General features: G+C 69.8%; 16 protein-coding genes and 1 pseudogene. 9 read left to right on the top strand and 8 right to left on the bottom strand.

The window, feature by feature from the left end; all coding sequences use genetic code 11:
- Nucleotides 1-12: 12 nt before the first annotated feature.
- Nucleotides 13-575 (bottom strand): annotated as a pseudogene (locus tag AC3ETA_RS02880) (hypothetical protein).
- 160 nt (nucleotides 576-735) lie between these two features.
- Here AC3ETA_RS02880 and AC3ETA_RS02875 point away from each other — a divergent pair.
- Nucleotides 736-1,326: a TetR/AcrR family transcriptional regulator gene (locus tag AC3ETA_RS02875; protein WP_432191206.1), complete on the top strand. Its 591-nt coding sequence runs from the start codon at nucleotides 736-738 to the stop codon at nucleotides 1,324-1,326.
- A 329-nt stretch (nucleotides 1,327-1,655) separates the two neighbouring features.
- Here AC3ETA_RS02875 and AC3ETA_RS02870 read toward each other — a convergent pair whose 3' ends face one another.
- Together AC3ETA_RS02870 and AC3ETA_RS02865 are read right to left on the bottom strand one after the other, a co-directional pair.
- Nucleotides 1,656-2,183 (bottom strand): NUDIX domain-containing protein, encoded by a 528-nt coding sequence (locus AC3ETA_RS02870; RefSeq protein ID WP_432191205.1) that lies wholly within the window; start codon nucleotides 2,181-2,183, stop codon nucleotides 1,656-1,658.
- The gene (locus tag AC3ETA_RS02865; RefSeq protein ID WP_432191204.1) at nucleotides 2,180-3,436 is read right to left on the bottom strand and encodes an NsdA family TPR-like regulatory protein; all 1,257 of its coding nucleotides are present in this window, start codon (nucleotides 3,434-3,436) and stop codon (nucleotides 2,180-2,182) included. Before AC3ETA_RS02865 ends, AC3ETA_RS02870 begins: the two co-directional genes overlap by 4 nt.
- Before the next feature lie 227 nt (nucleotides 3,437-3,663).
- Here AC3ETA_RS02865 and AC3ETA_RS02860 point away from each other — a divergent pair, with 227 nt between their 5' ends.
- The 6 genes from AC3ETA_RS02860 (at nucleotide 3,664) to AC3ETA_RS02835 (ending at nucleotide 10,880) form a co-directional block, all read left to right on the top strand.
- Nucleotides 3,664-4,086, top strand: a complete 423-nt coding sequence (locus AC3ETA_RS02860) for an ATP-binding protein (protein WP_432191203.1) — start codon at nucleotides 3,664-3,666, stop codon at nucleotides 4,084-4,086.
- 464 nt (nucleotides 4,087-4,550) lie between these two features.
- On the top strand, nucleotides 4,551-4,802 hold the full coding sequence (gene tgmA, locus AC3ETA_RS02855) for a putative ATP-grasp-modified RiPP (protein WP_432191202.1): 252 nt from the start codon (nucleotides 4,551-4,553) through the stop codon (nucleotides 4,800-4,802).
- A 5-nt stretch (nucleotides 4,803-4,807) separates the two neighbouring features.
- Nucleotides 4,808-5,782 (top strand): ATP-grasp ribosomal peptide maturase, encoded by a 975-nt coding sequence (tgmB, locus tag AC3ETA_RS02850; RefSeq protein WP_432191201.1) that lies wholly within the window; start codon nucleotides 4,808-4,810, stop codon nucleotides 5,780-5,782.
- Nucleotides 5,766-6,932 carry an ATP-grasp peptide maturase system methyltransferase gene (gene tgmC, locus AC3ETA_RS02845; RefSeq protein ID WP_432191200.1) on the top strand — a complete coding sequence of 389 codons (1,167 nt, stop codon included), beginning with the start codon at nucleotides 5,766-5,768 and terminating at the stop codon, nucleotides 6,930-6,932. The genes tgmB and tgmC overlap by 17 nt, the downstream gene beginning before the upstream one ends.
- Nucleotides 6,933-7,067: 135 nt before the next feature.
- Nucleotides 7,068-9,323: an SF1B family DNA helicase RecD2 gene (recD2, locus tag AC3ETA_RS02840; protein ID WP_432191199.1), complete on the top strand. Its 2,256-nt coding sequence runs from the start codon at nucleotides 7,068-7,070 to the stop codon at nucleotides 9,321-9,323.
- Between the two features lie 267 nt (nucleotides 9,324-9,590).
- Nucleotides 9,591-10,880, top strand: coding sequence for a citrate synthase (locus AC3ETA_RS02835; RefSeq protein ID WP_126899815.1), 1,290 nt, complete (start codon nucleotides 9,591-9,593; stop codon nucleotides 10,878-10,880).
- Nucleotides 10,881-11,511: 631 nt separating this feature from the next.
- On the opposite strand, the gene AC3ETA_RS02830 is transcribed toward AC3ETA_RS02835, so the two are convergent.
- The 3 genes from AC3ETA_RS02830 to AC3ETA_RS02820 all read right to left on the bottom strand — a co-directional run bounded on the left by AC3ETA_RS02830 (nucleotide 11,512) and on the right by AC3ETA_RS02820 (nucleotide 15,023).
- Nucleotides 11,512-13,851, bottom strand: coding sequence for a heavy metal translocating P-type ATPase (locus AC3ETA_RS02830; protein WP_432191198.1), 2,340 nt, complete (start codon nucleotides 13,849-13,851; stop codon nucleotides 11,512-11,514).
- 8 nt (nucleotides 13,852-13,859) lie between these two features.
- Nucleotides 13,860-14,099 carry a heavy-metal-associated domain-containing protein gene (locus AC3ETA_RS02825; RefSeq protein ID WP_432191197.1) on the bottom strand — a complete coding sequence of 80 codons (240 nt, stop codon included), beginning with the start codon at nucleotides 14,097-14,099 and terminating at the stop codon, nucleotides 13,860-13,862.
- Between the two features lie 240 nt (nucleotides 14,100-14,339).
- The gene (locus AC3ETA_RS02820; protein ID WP_432191196.1) at nucleotides 14,340-15,023 is read right to left on the bottom strand and encodes a TetR/AcrR family transcriptional regulator; all 684 of its coding nucleotides are present in this window, start codon (nucleotides 15,021-15,023) and stop codon (nucleotides 14,340-14,342) included.
- Between the two features lie 160 nt (nucleotides 15,024-15,183).
- Here AC3ETA_RS02820 and AC3ETA_RS02815 point away from each other — a divergent pair, with 160 nt between their 5' ends.
- Nucleotides 15,184-17,409: an MMPL family transporter gene (locus AC3ETA_RS02815; RefSeq protein WP_432191195.1), complete on the top strand. Its 2,226-nt coding sequence runs from the start codon at nucleotides 15,184-15,186 to the stop codon at nucleotides 17,407-17,409.
- A gap of 196 nt (nucleotides 17,410-17,605) precedes the next feature.
- A complete protein-coding gene (locus AC3ETA_RS02810; RefSeq protein ID WP_432191194.1) occupies nucleotides 17,606-18,649 on the top strand; it encodes a zinc-dependent alcohol dehydrogenase family protein in 1,044 nt (347 codons plus the stop codon).
- On the opposite strand, the gene AC3ETA_RS02805 is transcribed toward AC3ETA_RS02810, so the two are convergent.
- Nucleotides 18,630-18,752: a hypothetical protein gene (locus AC3ETA_RS02805; protein ID WP_432191193.1), complete on the bottom strand. Its 123-nt coding sequence runs from the start codon at nucleotides 18,750-18,752 to the stop codon at nucleotides 18,630-18,632. The two genes, AC3ETA_RS02810 and AC3ETA_RS02805, sit on opposite strands and share 20 nt — an antisense overlap.
- 52 nt (nucleotides 18,753-18,804) lie before the next feature.
- Entirely contained in the window at nucleotides 18,805-19,005 is a 201-nt protein-coding gene (locus tag AC3ETA_RS02800; RefSeq protein ID WP_030959066.1) for a helix-turn-helix transcriptional regulator, read from the bottom strand.
- Between the last annotated feature and the right edge of the window lie 467 nt (nucleotides 19,006-19,472).

The following is a 19,472-nucleotide window of genomic DNA, read 5'->3' as shown; positions in this document are numbered from 1 at the left end:
CCGCCCCTCGGATCATGCGTGTTTGCCGGCCCGCCCCAGGCGGAGGGCGGAGACGAGGAAGAGGATTCCGCCGAGGAAGGCGTAGCCGGCGAGGGAGCCCAGGGAGGCGTCGTCCTTGCCGGCCTGCGCGAAGAAGGAGGCGCCGGCGAGGGTGGAGATGCCGCCGCTGGCGATCATCGCCCACTGCCCTCCCAGCCGGCGCCGGGCGGCGCCGACGATCAGTTGGACGACGCCCGCCGTGATGGCCCAGACGCCCCAGACGCGAAGTGCCGCCGGGATGCCGGACGTGGCGGCGACGGCGAGGCCGATGCCGGTGAGGGTGCTGAGCGCGATGTTCAGGTACAGGTGGCGCACCGGGCCGTCGTCCGCCTTGGCGGACCGGGCGTCGACGACGGCACACGCCGCGTCGAAAAGGGGTAGATCACCAGCAGCGCCCCGCTCAGCGGGGTCAGTGTGTCGGCGGTGGCGAACAGCAGGCCCGCCCAGACTGCGGCGAACGCGAAGCGCAGGAAATACAGCTTGCGCAGGGCTGCGGTGACGTCGGTGTCGCGGGATGCGTCGACGAGGGTGTCCATGGGGGCCTTTCGGGGCGGGAGGGGGAGTGAGAGGGAGTGAGGGAGAAGGAGTGAGGGAGAAGGAGGGAGAACGTTCGGTCTCTCTGGGTATCAAAGAGGGCTGCCGCGGTCGCTGTCAAGACCGAACGTTCTCCCTCATGACTTTGATAGCCTCGGGTTCATGAGTCGGGGCACAACGAGCCGGGGCACGGCGGGCGGCAGCACATCCGAGGCGCGGGCGAGGCTGCTCGGCACGGCGACGCGGATCTTCTACGCCGAGGGGATCCACTCCGTCGGCGTCGACCGGATCGTCGCGGAGGCGCAGGTCACCCGGGCGACCCTGTACCGGCACTTCGCGGGCAAGGACGAACTCGTTCTCGCCTACCTCGACCTGGCCGACAAGGGAATCCGGGCGCAGGTCGAGGCCGCGGCCGCGAGCGAGGACTCGGCGGACGCCAAGGTCAGGGCCGTCGCCCGGTCCATCGCCGAGGGCATCCGGTCCGAGGGCTTCCGCGGCTGCGCCTTCCTCAACGCGGTGGCCGAATACCCCGACCCGGCCCACCCCATCCACCAGGCCGTGCTGGCCCACCGCCAGTGGTTCCTCGAAACCGTCACGGAACTGCTGGCCCGGACCGGCCGCACGCCCGCCGACGCGGCAGGCCGGCACGTCGTCATGCTCCGGGACGGCGCCATGGCAGCCGGCTGCCTCTTCGACCCGGAACTGGTCTGCGAGACCTTCCTCCAGGGCGTCGACGGAATCCTGCGGTCCTAGAGCCTGTTGCGAAGGTGGCGCCTGCCGCGCGACGCCCGGCACGTCTTCTGGCCGCACCGCCCGAAAGCCCGCTGAAGGGCGGCCGCGCGGCGTTCAGTGCGTCCTCTCGGCGCGCCGCCCGGAAGCCCTCGTACCGGGCGTACTGGCGACGACGCCACCTTCGCAACAGGCCCAAGGCGCCCGGCTCGCACCGCACGTTGCCCCGGTTGCCGACCCCACACGTCGGTGCGTGCCCGCACCAGGACGAGGCCCGCCCGTCCTCCTGATCCGCCGTGTGCTCGAACGGCTGCGAGGGTTCGGGGTTGGCGTCTCAAGCCCCGGTGCGTATCTCACGACTGACGCGAGAACGCCTGCCCGTCGTGCAGGTATAGGGTCTGCCCCTCCCGCAGAGCGCGCACCGCCTCTGCCAGCCGCTGTCGCATTCGGTCCCGGAGCAGCGCTCCGGTCTCGGTGAGGTCGATGAAGCGGGCTTCCGACAACTCCTCGTCGTGAGGCGTCAGTTTCTCCTCCACGTCGATGGTGCCGCCGTCGAAGATGAAAGCGATCTGGTCGTCCCAGGGGTCATGCGGCGCCACCCAGTCGACGATGAGGAGCCCGTGCACGACGACATCGAGGCCCAGCTCCTCCCAAAGCTCCCGCACGACAGTCTCCTCCGGCGGTTCGTTCGCCTCGGCCATGCCGCCCGGAAGATCCCACCCCGGCTTATAGGTGGGGTTCACCAGCAGTACCCGCCCAGCCGCGTCACGGAGCAGCACATCCGCCGCCACACGCTTACGGGCCTGCTTGGCGTTGCCCTCGGCAAGATAGGCGTTCCAGGAGTCGGGATCAGCAGGGGTGGGAGCGGGCTTCGGCGTCATTTGCGCGTGCCTCCCGGTGACGGGATGAGATCAGCGAGCAGGAGCATTCTGGCCCTCCGCGCGTCGCCGAATCTCACCAGGTACTCGCGTACCGGCCCGTAGCTCTTGTGCGGCTCCAGAAGAGCCCGGAGGCCGTCGAGCTGCTGGACGACACGTACGGAGCCGAGGGCGGGGCTCGTGGCGAGCAGGTCATGGCCGACGGTCAGAGCATCGTCGAGGTCACCCCGGCGGACCTGGACGTCGGCGAGGGTGATCCGTGCCAGGGCCAGTGACCGCGCTCGGTCGTTGTCCCGTAGCGTCACCGCCTGTTTGGCAGCGGCCAGGGCTTCGTCATACTCGCCGAGGTCCAACAGGACCAACGCAGCCTCGCTCGCCAAACGACCGAGGTCGAAGGGGCTCAGCCAAGGGTGTGCGGTGTCGGCCGAAGAGTCGAGGGCGCGGTGGGCCTGGTCGAGGGCGCGGTGAGCAGCTGTGCGCTGCTCGGCCGCCGCCATGGCACGCGCCAGCATCGTGTGCAGCCGAGACGCCAGAGCAGGAATCCGCGAGCCTCGGCCGGCGAGGTCGAGCCCCGCTTGGGCCCAGCGCGCAGCCCCCGGTGCGTCGCCGCCTTGGAGGACGAGGTGGGAGAGAGACGCCGTGACGTGTGCCGCCAGCGGTAGATCTCCGCCCGCCTGAGCCAGTGCGAGGGCGCGACCGAAGTGACCCACCGCATCAGCGTCCCGCCCACCGTCGTGTGCCATCCACCCCGCCATCTCGGTCAGGGCCGCTGCGGCGGCGAACACGCCGGTTCCCTCGGAGAGATCTACCAGGCGGGGCGCAACGCGATCCCGCAAGTGCTGTACGACGGCCCCGTACAGACGTCCCCCGCCGATCTGCCGGTCGGCGAGGCGGAAGGCGTCCATGGCTGTCAAGTCTTCTCCGGCCGACGGCCGTTGGGGTTGCTGCGGCTGAGGCGCGACAGCGGGCTCCCACGGCCGCCGGGCGAGCCCGAGCAAATGGCCGGGAATGTGGAAGGCGTCCGCGATCTGCTCGAACACGGTCAGCTTCTCAACCCGGCTCTTGGCATTCATATAGTCGTAGAGGCGGCCCTGGGTGATGTCGACGGCCGCCGCGATCCGCCGTGTGCTGACGCCACGGTGGTTGAGCATCCGGAACACGACGCCCATGTCCCTGTCCTGGCAGGCCGCATGGAACCGGTCGTCGTCGAGTAAACCCGCGATCGCTTCTCGTGGGTCTGGTGTCTGCCGATCCATGCGTCCCCCAACCAGCGCGCGCCCTGCCTGCCGACGCTACCGCGCGTGGACAAGCGGTGACTCCAAGTCGGGGTCACCTCTCGGAGTCTCCTTCAACTCCTCGCGGGCCGTTGACTGTCCATCAGTCGTTGCCGGGCGCCGAACCGCAGACTCCCAACTCGGCGGCGGCAGTGAAGAGGAGTCCGGCCGTATCCCCCTCACAGCCGGGCCGTCCGCCCCGAGGAGACATGGTGACCGTTTCGACTACCCCCACAGCCGCTGCCCCGCCCGGCGACGGCAAGATCCTTCCGTCCGTACCGGAGTCGGCGCGAGCCGCCCGGCACCTGGTCTCGCTCACCTTGCGCGCATGGGGTCTGAACGATCTCGTCGAAGTGGCGACGTTGATTGTCTCCGAACTCGTCGCGAACTCGATCGACCACACGCCCTGTCGTCTCCTGCGCGTCGGCGTCTCCCGGCCGTCCCCTTGCGTTGTCCGCGTCGGTGTGGCTGACCGCTCCCGTGTCCTCCCTGAGGTGGGCACACCCGCCGCCGACATCGAGCAGGGGCGCGGCCTGGTACTGATCGACGCTCTGAGCTGGAGATGGGGCTCCGACTGCCACGGCTGGGGAAAGCTGGTCTGGGCTGACTTGCGCGTCGAGGAGCCGGTATGAGGCTGCGGCTGCTGGCGGGCCAGGAGTTGTCCAACGACCCGGCGCGCTGTGTCGAGCTGGAGCTTCCCCGCAGGTGTCCGAGAACGGTCACCTGATCCGCGTCCCCCGACCGATACGTATCACCCCTGCCGATCCTGTCCGGCCGGCCATCGAGGTCGAAGACGCCTTGGCCGGGGTCTGCGTCGCAGCCATGGAGGCCGTGGCCGCGTGGCGCAGGGCAGTCGGAGTCCGGCGCTTCGAGGGGCGTGCGGCTGTCGAGTCCCGCGCCCCCGGGGGTGAACCTGTTGCGACGGGTGCTGGAGGGCTGCGGCGGGACAACTCCGTGTCGGCCTACCACCACCCCACACTTCCGCCCGGTGAAAACGAATCTGTTTTGACGCCGGGCGGACGGTAACGGCGTTGACGTCCCCCATGAACCTCCGTCGCCGTCTACAACACCATTCGCTGCCCGTGGGAGGAGCATCATGCAGACCGCAACGAGGACAACGGCACAACGCCCTTGGGGCCTTTGCCGACTCGCGCCGTACCCGAACACGGTGAAGATGCCGTTCACTACGGTCACCGTCGACCCGGACACACAGGTCGGCATCTTCCGCGACGCCGAGGGCCAGGTGGTGGGCAAGCACGGCACCAGCTCCGCCACCTCGACGACGACCACCACCAACCTGGACTCGAAGAACGACCAGGGGTCCGACCAGGACTCGCAGCAGGACTGACGCCCATGACCCAGACCGACAGGCCAGTCCTGGTGGCCACCGAACCTCTCGACCTGACAGCCGACATGGTGATCACCGAGCTGAACCGCAAGGGCGCTCCGGTGGTTCGCTTCAACCCCGCTGACATCGGCACGCACCTGACGGTCTCGGCTCAGTTCGGCGTCTGCCCCACCCCCGTGGTCGGGCAGTTCCGCACCCCGTCGAGAACCGCTGACCTGAAGCGCGTCCGGTCGGTGTACTGGCGCCGTCCCGTCTGGCCGACCTTCGAGCACCTGCAGGCCGACGACGCCCGCTACGCCGCCGCACAGGTCCGCTACGGACTCGGCGGCGTTCTCCACGCCCTCGACAGCCCTCTCTGGGTGAACCATCCCCTCCGTGACATCGCCGCCGACTACAAGCCTGCCCAACTCGCGGTCGCCCAGCGCCTCGGATTGACCGTGCCACCGACCTTGGTCACCAATGACCCTGACAAGGCCCGCCAGTTCACCGCCGCCTATGGTCCGGTCATTGCCAAGACACTGCGGTGGACGCCGTATGAACGTGACGGCGTCCCCATGACCTCGTGGGCAGAACCGGTGGCCACCGACGAGATCGACGACACCCTCCGTGTCGCTCCGCACCTTTTCCAGGCACGTGTGGAGAAGGTCGCAGACCTGCGCGTGTTGATCGTCGGCCGCCGGGTGTTCGCCGTCCGGATCGACTCCGGCCTGTTGGACTGGCGCACGGATTACGACGCGCTCTCGTACAGCGTCGTCGGCCTTCCCGAGCGCCTGGTGAAGCCCCTGCGTCGTGTCCTGGACCATTTCGGCCTCGTCTCGGGGTCCTTCGACCTCGCGCTGGACGGTGACGGGGATTTTCACTGGTTGGAACTGAACCCGAACGGTCAGTGGGGTTGGCTGGAGGAGCAGACCGGCCTGGAAATGTCCGCCGCAATCGCAAGTTTGCTGATCCAAGGAGAGCTTGATGGACACCGCTCGTGAACGCTGTGCGCTCGCGGACCGGCTGACCACGTCCGGAGTCCTGCGCCGGCATTCACTGTGGCGGTCGGCAGTCGAGGCCGTACCGCGTGAACTGTTCCTGCACCCGGGGGTGTTCCTGCCGATCGACGGCGGACGCTGGCAGCCCGTGACCGCGCTCGGCACGCCCCCGGAGGAGTGGGCGCGGATCGCCTACCGAGACGAGTCGCTGGCGACTCAGCTCGACGGCCACCTCACGGCCGACATGGCAGCCGGGACCGTGACTGGCGTACCCACGTCTTCGTCCACCACCCCCACCACCGTCGTCGGCATGCTCGAACAGCTCCACGTCGCCGATGGCCATACCGTCCTCGAAATCGGCACCGGCACTGGGTACTCCTCCGCCCTCATGTGCCACCGCCTCGGCGAGGACAACGTCACTACCGTCGAGGTCGACCCCCAGGTGGCCGCCCGTGCGGATGCCGCCCTGGAAGAAGCTGGACACTCCACCTGGACTGTCACAGGCGACGGCCTCCTCGGCCACCCTGTTCGAGCACCCTACAACCGTGTCATCGCCACCTGCGCGGTACGGCGAATCCCTTACACCTGGGTACGCCAGACCCAGCCCGGTGGGATCATCCTCGCCACGGTCGGCTCCTGGCCGTACGGCACGGCCCTCGCCAAGGTCACCGTGAACGACGACGGCTCGGCGGAGGGACAGATCATTGGCCGCTCCTCTTTCATGCACGCCCGCGCACAGGCCCTCACACCCGTGGCCGGTGACGTGTCGGCCCGCACGGCTTACGTGGACACCGAGAGCCCGGCCAAGATTCCGCCCGTGCTGCTGGACGAGTGGATGCCCGCCTTCCTGGCCCAGCTCACTGCGCCCGGCGCACAGCTCGTACGTGCCACAGGCGGCGACGGCACGAGGAATCTCTACTTCTTCGACGCCGAGCGAGAGTCGTTCGCCGCCTTCACCGAGGACACCACAGGCTGGACGGTCCGCCAGGGCGGGCCCGTGGCTCTGTGGGACGCCGTCGAGGAGACGCTGACCGCCTGGCAGGAATCCGGGAGCCCTGACATCGCGAGCGTCCGCCTCCACATCACCAAGGAGACGCACACCTACTGGATCGGCGACCGGCAAGCCCTGCGTTGGGAACATCGGCTGGCCTGATCCGCCATCGAGTTCCGCTGCCGGCCGACTTCGGTGCTCGGGTGGGCCGACTGGCCCTTGAGCGGTTTGACGACCGGCAAGGCACTGCCCAGGTGCACCCCCCCCACTGTCACACCCGACCGGTACCGTCGGATCATGGCTCAACAGGCGGGGAACCCCACGGGCGAGCGGCGTCTCGCCACGCTCGAAGGTGTCCTGGAGCGGATCACGTACGCCAACGAGGAGAACGGCTACACGGTCGCCCGGGTCGACACCGGAAGAGGCGGGGGCGATCTGCTCACCGTCGTCGGCGCGCTGCTCGGTGCCCAGGTGGGGGAGTCCCTGCGGATGGAGGGGCGTTGGGGGTCCCACCCGCAGTACGGCAAGCAGTTCACCGTCGAGAACTACACGACCCTCCTGCCGGCCACCGTCCAGGGCATCCGCCGCTACCTCGGCTCCGGGCTGGTCAAGGGCATCGGCCCGGTCTTCGCCGACCGCATCACCCAGCACTTCGGACTGGACACCCTGAAGATCATCGAGGAGGAGCCCAAGCGGCTCATCGAGGTCCCCGGACTCGGCCCCAAGCGCACGAAGAAGATCGCCGACGCCTGGGAGGAGCAGAAGGCGATCAAGGAGGTCATGCTCTTCCTCCAGACCGTCGAGGTGTCCACCTCCATCGCCGTGCGCATCTACAAGAAGTACGGCGACGCCTCCATCTCCGTGGTGAAGAACCAGCCCTACCGGCTCGCCGCCGACGTCTGGGGCATCGGCTTCCTCACCGCCGACAAGATCGCCCAGTCCGTGGGCATCCCGCACGACAGCCCGGAGCGCGTCAAGGCGGGCCTCCAGTACGCCCTGTCCCAGGCCACCGACCAGGGCAACTGCTACCTCCCCGAGGAACAGCTGATCGCCGACGCGGTCAAGCTCCTCCAGGTCGACACCGGGCTCGTCATCGAGTGCCTCGCCGAGCTCGCGCAGATCCCCGAGGACGGCTCGGACCCGGGAGTCGTACGGGAGAAGGTGCCCGGCCCCGACGGCCGCGCGGAGCCCGTGACGGCCGTCTATCTCGTCCCCTTCCACCGGGCCGAACTCTCCCTCTCTGCCCAGCTGTTGCGGCTGCTGCGCACCGACGAGGACCGGATGCCGGGGTTCCACGACGTCGCCTGGGACAAGGCGCTGGGCTGGCTGAAGGGCCGTACGGGCGCGGAGCTCGCCCCGGAGCAGGAGGCCGCCGTCAGGCTGGCCCTGACCGAGAAGGTCGCCGTGCTGACCGGCGGTCCCGGCTGCGGCAAGTCCTTCACGGTCCGCTCGATCGTCGAGCTGGCGCGGGCGAAGAAGGCGCGTGTCGTCCTCGCCGCCCCCACCGGCCGCGCCGCCAAGCGTCTCGCCGAACTGACCGGCGCCGAGGCCTCCACCGTCCACCGCCTGCTGGAGCTCAAGCCCGGCGGCGACGCGGCCTACGACAGGGACCGGCCGCTCCAGGCCGACCTGGTGGTGGTCGACGAGGCGTCCATGCTGGATCTGTTGCTCGCCAACAAGCTGGTGAAGGCGGTGCCGCCGGGCGCGCATCTGCTGTTCGTCGGGGACGTGGACCAGTTGCCGAGCGTCGGAGCGGGCGAGGTGCTCAGGGACCTCCTCGCCGACGGCAGCCCGATCCCCGCCGTGCGCCTCACCCGGGTGTTCCGGCAGGCCCAGCAGTCCGGCGTGGTGACCAACGCGCACCGGATCAATGCCGGACAGCATCCCGTCACCGACGGCATGAAGGACTTCTTCCTCTTCGTCGAGGACGAGACGGAGGAGGCCGGCCGGCTCACCGTGGATGTGGCGGCGCGTCGGATTCCGGCCAAGTTCGGGCTCGACCCGCGCCGGGACGTCCAGGTGCTGGCCCCCATGCACCGCGGCCCGGCCGGCGCGGGAACGCTGAACGGCCTGCTCCAGCAGGCCATCACGCCCGGACGCCCCGAGCTGCCGGAGAAGCGGCTCGGCGGCCGGGTCTTCCGTGTCGGCGACAAGGTCACCCAGATTCGCAACAATTACGAGAAGGGGGAGAACGGTGTCTTCAACGGCACCGTGGGCGTGGTCACCTCGCTCGACCCGGTCGACCAGCGCCTGACGGTGCTGACGGACGAGGACGAGGAGGTGCCGTACGAATTCGACGAACTGGACGAACTCGCGCATGCGTACGCGGTGACGATCCACCGTTCACAGGGAAGTGAATATCCCGCAGTGGTGATCCCCGTCACGACGGGAGCATGGATGATGCTTCAGCGGAACCTGCTCTACACGGCGGTCACCCGGGCGAAACAGTTGGTCGTCCTCGTGGGTTCGCGCAAGGCCATCGGCCAGGCGGTGCGCACGGTCTCGGCCGGGCGCCGCTGCACGGCACTCGACTTCCGGCTCGCGGGCTCCTGAAACCCCCGCATCTCCGCCCCCGCCGGACCCCCTTCTGACCTGCCGATTCGTGAGGCAGCGAAAAAAATGATCGATCAAACGAGTCGTGAAGGTCACAGACCACTTCCAGATGGGGAAAACAGCGGGCAGGATGGCAGGTTGGCGGCACTCAGTGCCGCCAATAGGCCCAATGGTCGACCCCGAGTGCACTCTCCTGAGCCGAATGGGGGAGGGTAGAGACAGTCAGGGCAACCTCGAAGATGAGGCACAACGTCGGTGAGGGAAGACGTGAGCGACAACTCTGTAGTACTGCGGTACGGCGACGGCGAGTACACCTACCCGGTGATTGACAGCACCGTCGGCGACAAGGGCTTTGACATCGGCAAACTCCGCGCCCAGACCGGTCTGGTGACGCTGGACAGCGGATATGGCAACACCGCCGCCTATAAATCCGCCATCACCTACCTCGACGGCGAGCAGGGGATCCTCCGGTACCGCGGCTACCCGATCGAGCAGCTGGCCGAGCGCTCCACCTTCCTGGAGGTGGCCTACCTGCTGATCAACGGCGAGCTGCCGACCGTCGACGAGCTCTCGACGTTCAAGAACGAGATCACCCAGCACACGCTGCTGCACGAGGACGTCAAGAACTTCTACAAGGGCTTCCCGCGCGACGCCCACCCGATGGCCATGCTGTCGTCGGTGGTCTCGGCGCTGTCCACGTTCTACCAGGACAGCCACAACCCCTTCGACGAGCGGCAGCGCAACCTCTCCACGATCCGCCTGCTCGCCAAGCTTCCGACGATCGCGGCGTACGCGTACAAGAAGTCGATCGGCCACCCGTTCGTCTACCCGCGCAACGACCTCGGTTACGTCGAGAACTTCCTGCGCATGACGTTCTCGGTCCCTGCGCAGGAGTTCGAGCTGGACCCGGTCGTGGTCTCCGCCCTCGACAAGCTGCTCATCCTGCACGCGGACCACGAGCAGAACTGTTCGACGTCGACGGTCCGCCTGGTGGGCTCGTCGCAGGCGAACATGTTCGCGTCGATCTCGGCCGGCATCTCCGCCCTCTGGGGTCCGCTGCACGGCGGCGCCAACCAGTCCGTCCTGGAGATGCTCGAGGGCATCCAGGCGGGCGGCGGCGACGTCGACTCCTTCATCCGCAAGGTGAAGAACAAGGAGGACGGCGTCCGCCTGATGGGCTTCGGCCACCGGGTGTACAAGTCCTTCGACCCGCGCGCGAAGATCATCAAGGCCGCGGCGCACGACGTCCTCTCCGCTCTCGGCAAGTCCGACGAGCTGCTGGACATCGCCCTGAAGCTGGAGGAGCACGCGCTTTCCGACGAGTACTTCGTCTCGCGCAACCTCTACCCGAACGTCGACTTCTACACCGGTCTGATCTACCGGGCCATGGGCTTCCCGACCGAGATGTTCACGGTCCTGTTCGCCCTCGGCCGTCTGCCGGGCTGGATCGCCCAGTGGCACGAGATGATCAAGGAGCCGGGTTCCCGCATCGGCCGCCCGCGCCAGATCTACACGGGCGTGGTCGAGCGCGACTTCGTGCCGGTCGAAGAGCGCTAGACGCTCCGCCGGGGCGCGTGAGGGGTTGTCGGTCGGCTGCGGGTTCGTCGTGGCCGGTCGCGCGGTTCCCCGCGCCCCTGCAGGGCTTGGTGCAGCGCAGGCAATAGAAGAAGGCGCCCTGGCGGCGGTCCCCCCACGGGCCGACGTCCAGGGCGCCTTCCCATGTCCCGGTGCGGATTCCCCCCACGGGATCCGGCCGGGCGTCTGAGAGACCAGCGCCTGAAATCGCTGTCTTTCGGTGTCGCCGTTTGAGCGGAACGAGCGGACTCGTCGTACTCATGGTTGAGTGCGGTCTGCCGGGACAGCGCACGGTCGGGAGGGCCGCTCAAAGCTTCCCGACGTACGTGCCCCGGCAACGCAACTCTGAGGAAGTCCCCCAAGACATCCTCAGATGCCAGTAAGCGCCCCCCAAGACGCTGCCTGACATCGTCAACTTAGACCTTCGAACCCCTTCGATGGTTACGTTCACATCACTGTGATCTGCGTCTCTTGCATATGTCCGTTAGATACGCAAGAGCCCCGATATGGCGATCGAGGCCCAAGCGTAAGGATGATGCGCGAGCCTTGTGAAGAGCTTATGTGAGCCGGGCGTCGGACTCCAGAGGAACCCAGCGGGGTTCTTACTACGAATTCACCGGAACGTCCGCAGCCGCAGGCTGTTCGAGACCACGAACACCGAGGAGAGGGCCATCGCGGCGCCCGCGATCATCGGGTTCAGCAACCCCGCCGCGGCCAGCGGCAACGCGGCGACGTTGTACCCGAAGGCCCACACGAGGTTGCCCTTGATCGTGGCCAGTGTCCGCCGGGACAGCCGGATGGCGTCCGCCGCGACCCGTAGATCGCCGCGCACCAGCGTCAGATCGCTCGCCTCGATCGCCGCGTCGGTCCCCGTGCCCATCGCCAGACCCAGATCGGCGGTGGCGAGCGCGGCCGCGTCGTTGACGCCGTCGCCCACCATGGCCACGCAATGCCCCTCGCGCCGCAGCCTCCGCACCGCCTCGACCTTCTCCTCGGGCAGGACCTCCGCGATCACCTGATCGATGCCGACCGCATCCGCCACCGCCTCGGCGACCGCCCGGTTGTCCCCGGTCAGCAGCACCGGGGTCAGTCCCAGGGCGCGCAGCTCGCGCACCGCCTCCGCGCTCGTCTCCTTCACCGCGTCCGCGACGGCGATCACGCCGCGCGCGGCTCCGTCCCACCCGACGACGACGGCCGTACGACCGTCCCTCTCGGCCTCTTCCCGGGCGCGGACCAGCTCGGTGGGCAGGGCGTCGAAAAGGCGCCCCACGGCCACGTCACGGCCCTCCACGCGGCCGCGCACGCCTCGCCCGGGGATGTTCCGGAAATCCTCGACCTGCGGCAGCCGTCCGACCCGCTGCTGCGCGCCGGCGGCGACCGCGCGGGCGACGGGATGCTCCGAGGCGTGCTCCACGGCGCCCGCGAGCCGCAGCACCTGTTCCTCGTCGGCGCCTTCGGAGACGTACACCTTCTGCAGAGTCATGCGGCCGGTGGTGACCGTGCCGGTCTTGTCCAGGACGACGGTGTCGACGCGGTGCGTGGACTCCAGCACCTCGGGGCCCTTGATGAGGATGCCGAGCTGCGCTCCGCGTCCGGTGCCGACCATGAGGGCCGTGGGCGTGGCCAGGCCCAGGGCGCACGGGCAGGCGATGATCAGGACCGCGACCGCCGCGGTGAAGGCGGCGACCGGTTCGTCGGTGAGGCCGAGCCAGGCCCCGAAGGTGGCGACCGCGAGGACGATGACCGCCGGCACGAACACCGCCGAGATCCGGTCGGCGAGCCGCTGCACCTCGGCCTTGCCGTTCTGCGCGTCCTCCACCAGCCGCGCCATCCGCGCGAGCCGGGTGTCCGCGCCGACCCGGGTCGCCTCGATCACGAGCCGGCCGCCCGCGTTGACCGTGGCACCGGTGACCGCGTCCCCGACCGTGACGTCCACCGGCACCGACTCGCCGGTCAGCAGGGCGGCGTCCACCGCGGAGGCGCCCTCCACGACGGTGCCGTCGGTGGCGATCTTCTCGCCGGGCCGTACGACGAACCGGTCGCCGACCGCCAGCCGCTCGACCGGCACGCGCACCTCGCGCCCGTCGCGCAGTACGGCGACGTCCTTCGCGCCGAGTTCCATCAGGGCGCGCAGCGCCGCACCCGCGCGGCGCTTGGAGCGGGCCTCCAGGTAGCGGCCGAGGAGGATGAACGTGACGACGCCTGAGGCCACTTCGAGGTAGATCTGCGAGGCGCCGTCGACGCGCGCCGTGACATCAGCCGCTGTCGCGGCGGGGGTGAACTCGAAGGTGTCGTGCAGGCCGGGCATGCCCGCGTCGCCCAGGAACAGCGCCCACAGCGACCAGGCGAACGCCGCCAGCGTGCCCATCGAGATCAGCGTGTCCATGGTCGCCGCGCCGTGCCGGGCGTTCGTGAGCGCGGCCCGGTGGAAGGGCAGTCCGCCCCAGACGACGACCGGCGCGGCGAGGGTGAGTGCGAGCCACTGCCAGTTGTCGAACTGCAGGGCCGGGACCATCGACAGCACGATCACCGGCACGGTGAGCAGGGCGGAGACGACCAGGCGCTCGCGGTACGCGGCCGGTTCCGGGTCCTCCGGAGCCCGGTCCTGCTCCGGTGCGGGCTGCGGTGGAGCAGGCTCCTCGGCGGTGTACCCGGTCTTCTCCACCACGGCGATGAGGTCGGCGACCTCGATGCCCGCGGGGTAGCTGACCCTGGCCTTCTCGGTCGCGTAGTTCACCGTGGCGGTCACGCCGTCCATGCGGTTGAGCTTCTTCTCGACGCGGGCCGCGCAGGAGGCGCAGGTCATCCCACCGATGAGCAGTTCGACGTCCGAGGCGGCGGCGCGGTCGGCCGGCCCGGACGCGGGTGTCGCCCTGGCCGTGCCGGTCGCCCCGGCCGTGTCGGTCGCGCCGGCCGGCCCGGTTATCGGCGTTTCGTCGGTGGTGCGGGTCATGGTGGGACTCAGACCCTGCCGACCAGCTCGAAGCCGGCCTCGTCGACGGCGGCGCGCACGGCCTCCTCGTCCAGGGCGGCCGCCGAGACGACGGTGACCTCGCCGGTCGAGGCGACGGCCGTCACCGAGCTGACGCCGGGCAGTTCGGAGATCTCGCCGGAGACGGCTCCCTCGCAGTGTCCGCAGCTCATGCCGCTCACCTTGTAGACGGCGGTGACGGAACCGGGGGTGTCGGTCTGGGCGGTCATGTGGTTCTCCTCGTCGAGGCATGTGGGGCCGAGGGGACCCACGGGGTCCCCTTCCCTTTCAAGGTATACCCCTATGGGGTACTGCTCAAAGAGGGATGGTCCCTGTCGGTACCGCACGGGCGTTCGGTGGGTGTCGGGTGATCGCTCCGGGATGCGGGTGCGCCGGGTGCGGGAGAGAGTAGGGCGCGGGGTCCCCCGAATCCGGGAGCTGATCCATGCACGCCTGTCGGTACCGGCCCACTACTTCGCGCTGCGGGCCGCCTCGGTCCGGCCGAGTCCGTCGCCCACCAGCGGGTCGAGGTAGCGGATCAGGGCGTACTTCAGTTCCTGGACGTAGGCGTCGCGTTCGGCGCCCTCGTGGGCGAGCACCAACTCCAGGCCCGCCTTGTACATGCCCAGGCACATATGGGCGGTCCGGGCGAGGTCGGCCGGGGCGGCGTCGGGCAGGAACGAGGAGAGCAGGCCCTCGATCCGGGAGAGCAGGGTCGCGTGCAGGGCGTCGTGCTCCTCGGCCATGCGGCCGGGGACGTCGGGGCCGTGCATCAGCGCGAAGAACGCCGGATGGGCGCAGTTGAAGGCGATGAAGCGGTCGACGGCCGAGGCGACGGCCTCCTCCAGGGGCGTCGCGGGATCGACCGGGGCGAGCGCCTCGCCGTACATCTCGCGCATCTCGTGGATCAGCCGGTCGCCCAGCTCTATGGCGATCGCTTCCTTGTTCGGGAAGAACTGGTACAGCGTGCCGGGCGAGACGCCGGCCTCGCGGGCGATGGCGTTGGTGCTGGCGGCCGTGTAACCGGTGGTGGTGAAGACGCTGGCCGCGGCCTCCAGCAGCTGGGCGATACGGCGCTCGCCGCGGGCCTGGCGGCGGCGCGGCTGCTCCTTCTCCTGGTGGACCTGGTCGTCCTTGTCCCGGTTCGCGGACACGCGTTATCCCCAGCTCTCCGAACGCGATTGACAAACGCGAGCGGTCGCTCGCATTCTTGAGAAACGCGAGCGATGTCTCGTGTTTGCCAGTCTATGGCAGTGACAGCTCCATGCTGCCTGCCGTGCACAGCATGGATCAGGGTGAAGGGGACACCGCACAATGACCGAAGTCAACAGGCCACCCCGAGTCGGAGGCTGGACCCGCTTCGTGACGGCACGCCCCCGGTTGTCGCTGCTCGTGGCCCTGGTGATCACCGCGCTCGCCGTGCTGGCCGGCAGCGGCGTCGCCGACCGGCTGGGCAGCGGCGGCTGGGAGGACCCGGACGCCGAGTCGACCTACGCGACCAAGGCGCTGGAGCGTGAGTTCCCCGCCTCCCAGCCCAACCTCCTGCTCCTCGTGGACGCGGGCGGCGCCTCGGTGGACGACCCCGCGGTCGCCGCGGAGGCACAGCGCCTGGTGTCCCGCCTGACCGGCGAGCAGGGCGTCGTGGGTGTCGGTTCCTACTGGCAGACCAAGTCGCCGGCCCTGCGCGCCGAGGACGGTCACGAGGCGCTGATCGCCGCCCGGATCACCGGAGACGAGAAGCGGATGGGGGAGACACTGGACCGCCTCGCCCCCGAGTTCCGGGGCGCGCACGGGCCGGTGGAGGTGAGCGTCGGCGGCCCGGTCGCGGTGCGGCACGAGATGCAGACCACCATCCAGGAGGACCTGGTGCGCGCCGAGGTGATCGCCCTGCCGGTCACCCTCGTGCTGCTGGTCATGGTCTTCGGCAGCGCGGTCGCCGCCCTGCTGCCCCTCGGCATCGGCATCGTCGCGATCCTCGGCACGAACGCGGTGCTGCGCGGCCTGACCGAGTTCACCGATGTGTCGGTCTTCGCGATGAACCTCACCACGGCCCTCGGCCTCGGCCTCGCCGTCGACTACGCCCTGTTCATCGTCCGCCGCTTCCGCGAGGAACTCGCGAGCGGTGCCGAGCCCCTGGCGGCGGTCGGCACCACCCTGCGCACCGCCGGACGCACGGTCCTCTTCTCCGCCCTCACCGTCGCGGTGTCCCTGGCGGCGATGCTGCTCTTCCCGCAGTACTTCCTGCGGTCCTTCGCCTACGCCGGCATCGCGGTGGTGCTGCTGGCCGCCGCGGCCGCCCTGATCCTGCTCCCGGCGGCACTGGTCCTGCTCGGACACCGGGTCAACGCCCTGGACCTGCGCAAGCTGCTGCGGCGCGGGCGGGCGAAGGAGTCCGACGGGGCGGCCGGAGCGGCGGAGGGCAGGGGCTGGGCCCGTACGGCGAACCTCGTCATGCGCCGGGCCCCCTTCTTCGCCCTCGGTACCACCGCCGTCCTGGTCCTGCTCGGACTGCCGTTCCTCGGCGTGAAGTTCGGCACCGCGGACGACCGCCAGCTGCCGTCGAGCGCCGAGTCCCATGTCGTGCAGCAGCACATCCGCGACGGCTTCCCGGGCAGCCCCGGCGGCGGACTGGAGGTGCTCGCCGAGGGGCGGGCCACCGAGGCGCAGTACGCCGACTACAAGCAGCGCATCGGCGCCCTCCCGGAGGTGCTGCGGGTCGACGGACCCCTGGTGAAGGGCGACTCCGCGTACTTCACGGTGCTGCCGAAGGGCGAGGCGGTGGACGACCCGGCCCAGGGCCTGGTCGACGACCTGCGCGCCACCGAGGCGCCGTTCGACACCCGGGTGACCGGCGCGGCGGCGGTCCTGGTCGACTCCAAGGACGCCATAGCCGAACGTCTGCCACTGGCGGCGGCCTTCATCGCGATCGTCACCCTGCTGCTGGTGTTCCTGCTGACGGGCAGCGTGCTGATCCCGATCCAGGCGGTGGTGCTCAACGCGCTCAGCCTGACGGCGATGTTCGGCGCGGTGGTCTGGGTCTTCCAGGACGGCCATCTGTCCGGCCTGCTCGGCTTCACCAGCCCCGGCTCGATCGAGACGACCCTTCCGGTGCTGATGTTCTGCGTCGCCTTCGGGCTGTCGATGGACTACGGCGTGTTCCTGCTCTCCCGCATCAAGGAGGAGTACGACACGACGGGTGACCACGAGGAGGCCGTGCGGCACGGGCTTCAGCGCACGGGCGGTCTGATCACCGCGGCCGCGGTGATCCTCGCGGTGGTGATGGTCGCGATCGGCACCTCCCGGGTGACCAACACCAAGATGCTCGGCCTCGGGATCGCGCTCGCGGTCCTCATGGACGCGATGATCGTCCGCAGCCTGCTGGTCCCGGCGGTCATGCGTCTGACGGGGCGGGCGACCTGGTGGGCGCCGGGACCGCTCAGGCGGTTCCATGAGCGGTTCGGGCTCAGCGAGGGGGAGCCGACGGAGTCCCCGGCGGCCGAGCCGGAACGGGAGCGGGACAAGGTGAGCACGCCCGGCTGACCCGGCCGCGCCCGAAAGGGGCGCGGGGCTGTGTCGATATGCGGGCTCCACCGCGTGGGCGCGACCAGCCACGATGGTGCCGCAGACGGTCGAGCGACCGCCGCGCCCTGCGACGGAGCCGCATGTCGACACAGCCGACGGAGCGTCCAGCGTTCGCGGTGATCTCCGGGCAAGGGCGTGACCGAAAGGAGAAGGCATGCGTGCAGTGGTGTTCGAGCGCTACGGGGAACAGCCCGAGGTACGCGACGTGCCCGACCCGCACCTCGCTCCCCACGGAGTGATCGTCCGGGTCGAGGCGACGGGGCTGTGCCGCAGCGACTGGCACGGCTGGCAGGGGCACGACCCGGACATCACGCTGCCGCATGTGCCGGGTCATGAACTCGCCGGGGTCGTCGAGGCGGTGGGAGAGCGGGTGACCGGCTGGCGGCCCGGCGACCGGGTCACCGTGCCCTTCGTGTGTGCCTGCGGCAGCTGCGCGGCATGTGCGGCGGGCGACCAGCAGGTGTGCGAGCGCCAGACCCAGCCCGGCTTCACCCACTGGGGCTCCTTCGCCCAGTACGTGGCGCTGGACCACGCGGACGTCAACCTCGTCGCCGTGCCGCAGGAGATGTCCTTCGCGACCGCCGCCTCGCTGGGCTGCCGGTTCGCCACCGCGTTCCGGGCGGTCGTGCAGCAGGGGCGGGTGGCCGCGGGGGAGTGGGTCGCGGTGCACGGCTGCGGCGGGGTGGGTCTGTCGGCGGTGATGATCGCGGCGGCCTCGGGTGCCCGGGTCGTCGCGGTGGACGTCTCACCGCGGGCCCTGGACCTGGCGCGGAAGTTCGGGGCGGCCGAGTGCGTGGACGCGTCGAAGGTGCCGGACACCGCGGCGGCGATCCACGCCGTGACCGGCGGCGGAGCCCATGTCTCCCTGGACGCCCTCGGCTCGCCCGCCACCTGCGCCGCCTCCGTCGCCGGCCTGCGCCGCCGGGGCCGGCACATCCAGGTCGGCCTGCTGCCCTCGGAGTCCGGGACGACCCCGGTCCCCATGGCCCGCGCCGTCGCCCTGGAGCTCGAGATCCTCGGCAGCCACGGCATGGCGGCGCACACCTACCCGCCGATGCTGGAGCTCGTCCGGGCGGGTGTGCTGCGGCCGGATCTGCTGGTGACGTCGACGATTGCGCTGGACGCGGTGCCGGCGGCGCTGGCGGTGATGGGGTCGGCGCCGGGCGCGGGAGTGACGGTCATCGAGCCCTGGAGCTGAGGGCGCCGGTATCGGGGTGGCCGTGGTGGCCGGCCCACTCGCGGTCCAGGACGGCCATCATCACCCAGTCCCGCCACTGCCCGTCCCTGGAGAAGTCGCTCATGCCACGACTGTGCCCCACACACCGGGTGGGGCACAGGTGGTTTTCCGGGAGGTCAGTCCGGCCTTCGGCCGCGGTTGCCGGGCCGGGACGCCACCCACAGCCGCACGGTGTCCGCGTACCAGAAGGGCTTGCCGCCCTCGACATGGTCCGGCGGGGGCAGCAGCCCGTGCTTGCGGTACGACCGCACGGTGTCCGGCTGCACCTTGATGTGCGCGGCGATCTCCTTGTAGGACCAGAGCCTTCGGTCGGTCATCGGTGCACCTCCCCGCGCGCGCCGCGGTGGCGACCGGGGACCGGTCGTCGGGGGGACCGTGCGCTGCGCTGGCGATCACAAAGCCTGTGTCCGGTCAACGACGCAGAGTGAGAACGCGACAGGGTCCGTGCGCGGGTGTGACGCAGGGCCCGCGTACACGGGACATGTGTGACAGGGGAGGGGCCTTTGTGACACAGGTGACGCAAAGGCGTACGCGGGCGCAAGGGCGTGGCGCGTTGACAACGGACGGCTCGGCCGTAGTCCCGCAGCAACCCCGGCAGGGGCGCGGGGAACTGCGCGACAAACCCCCCGCAAGCCGCACCCGCCCCCGAACCGAACCCGGCAGACGCAAGGGCGTCCGGCCACCCGGCAAGCGTATGGTTCGAATGTCTGGACAAAACATTGACAGGCCTCCCCGACCAGGGCTACAAAGCCGGAGAGACCCGACACACCGCGAGCGCACGCGT

The organism is Streptomyces sp. bgisy027, assembly GCF_057710365.1.
This window is presented reverse-complemented; position numbering and strand designations above follow the sequence as displayed.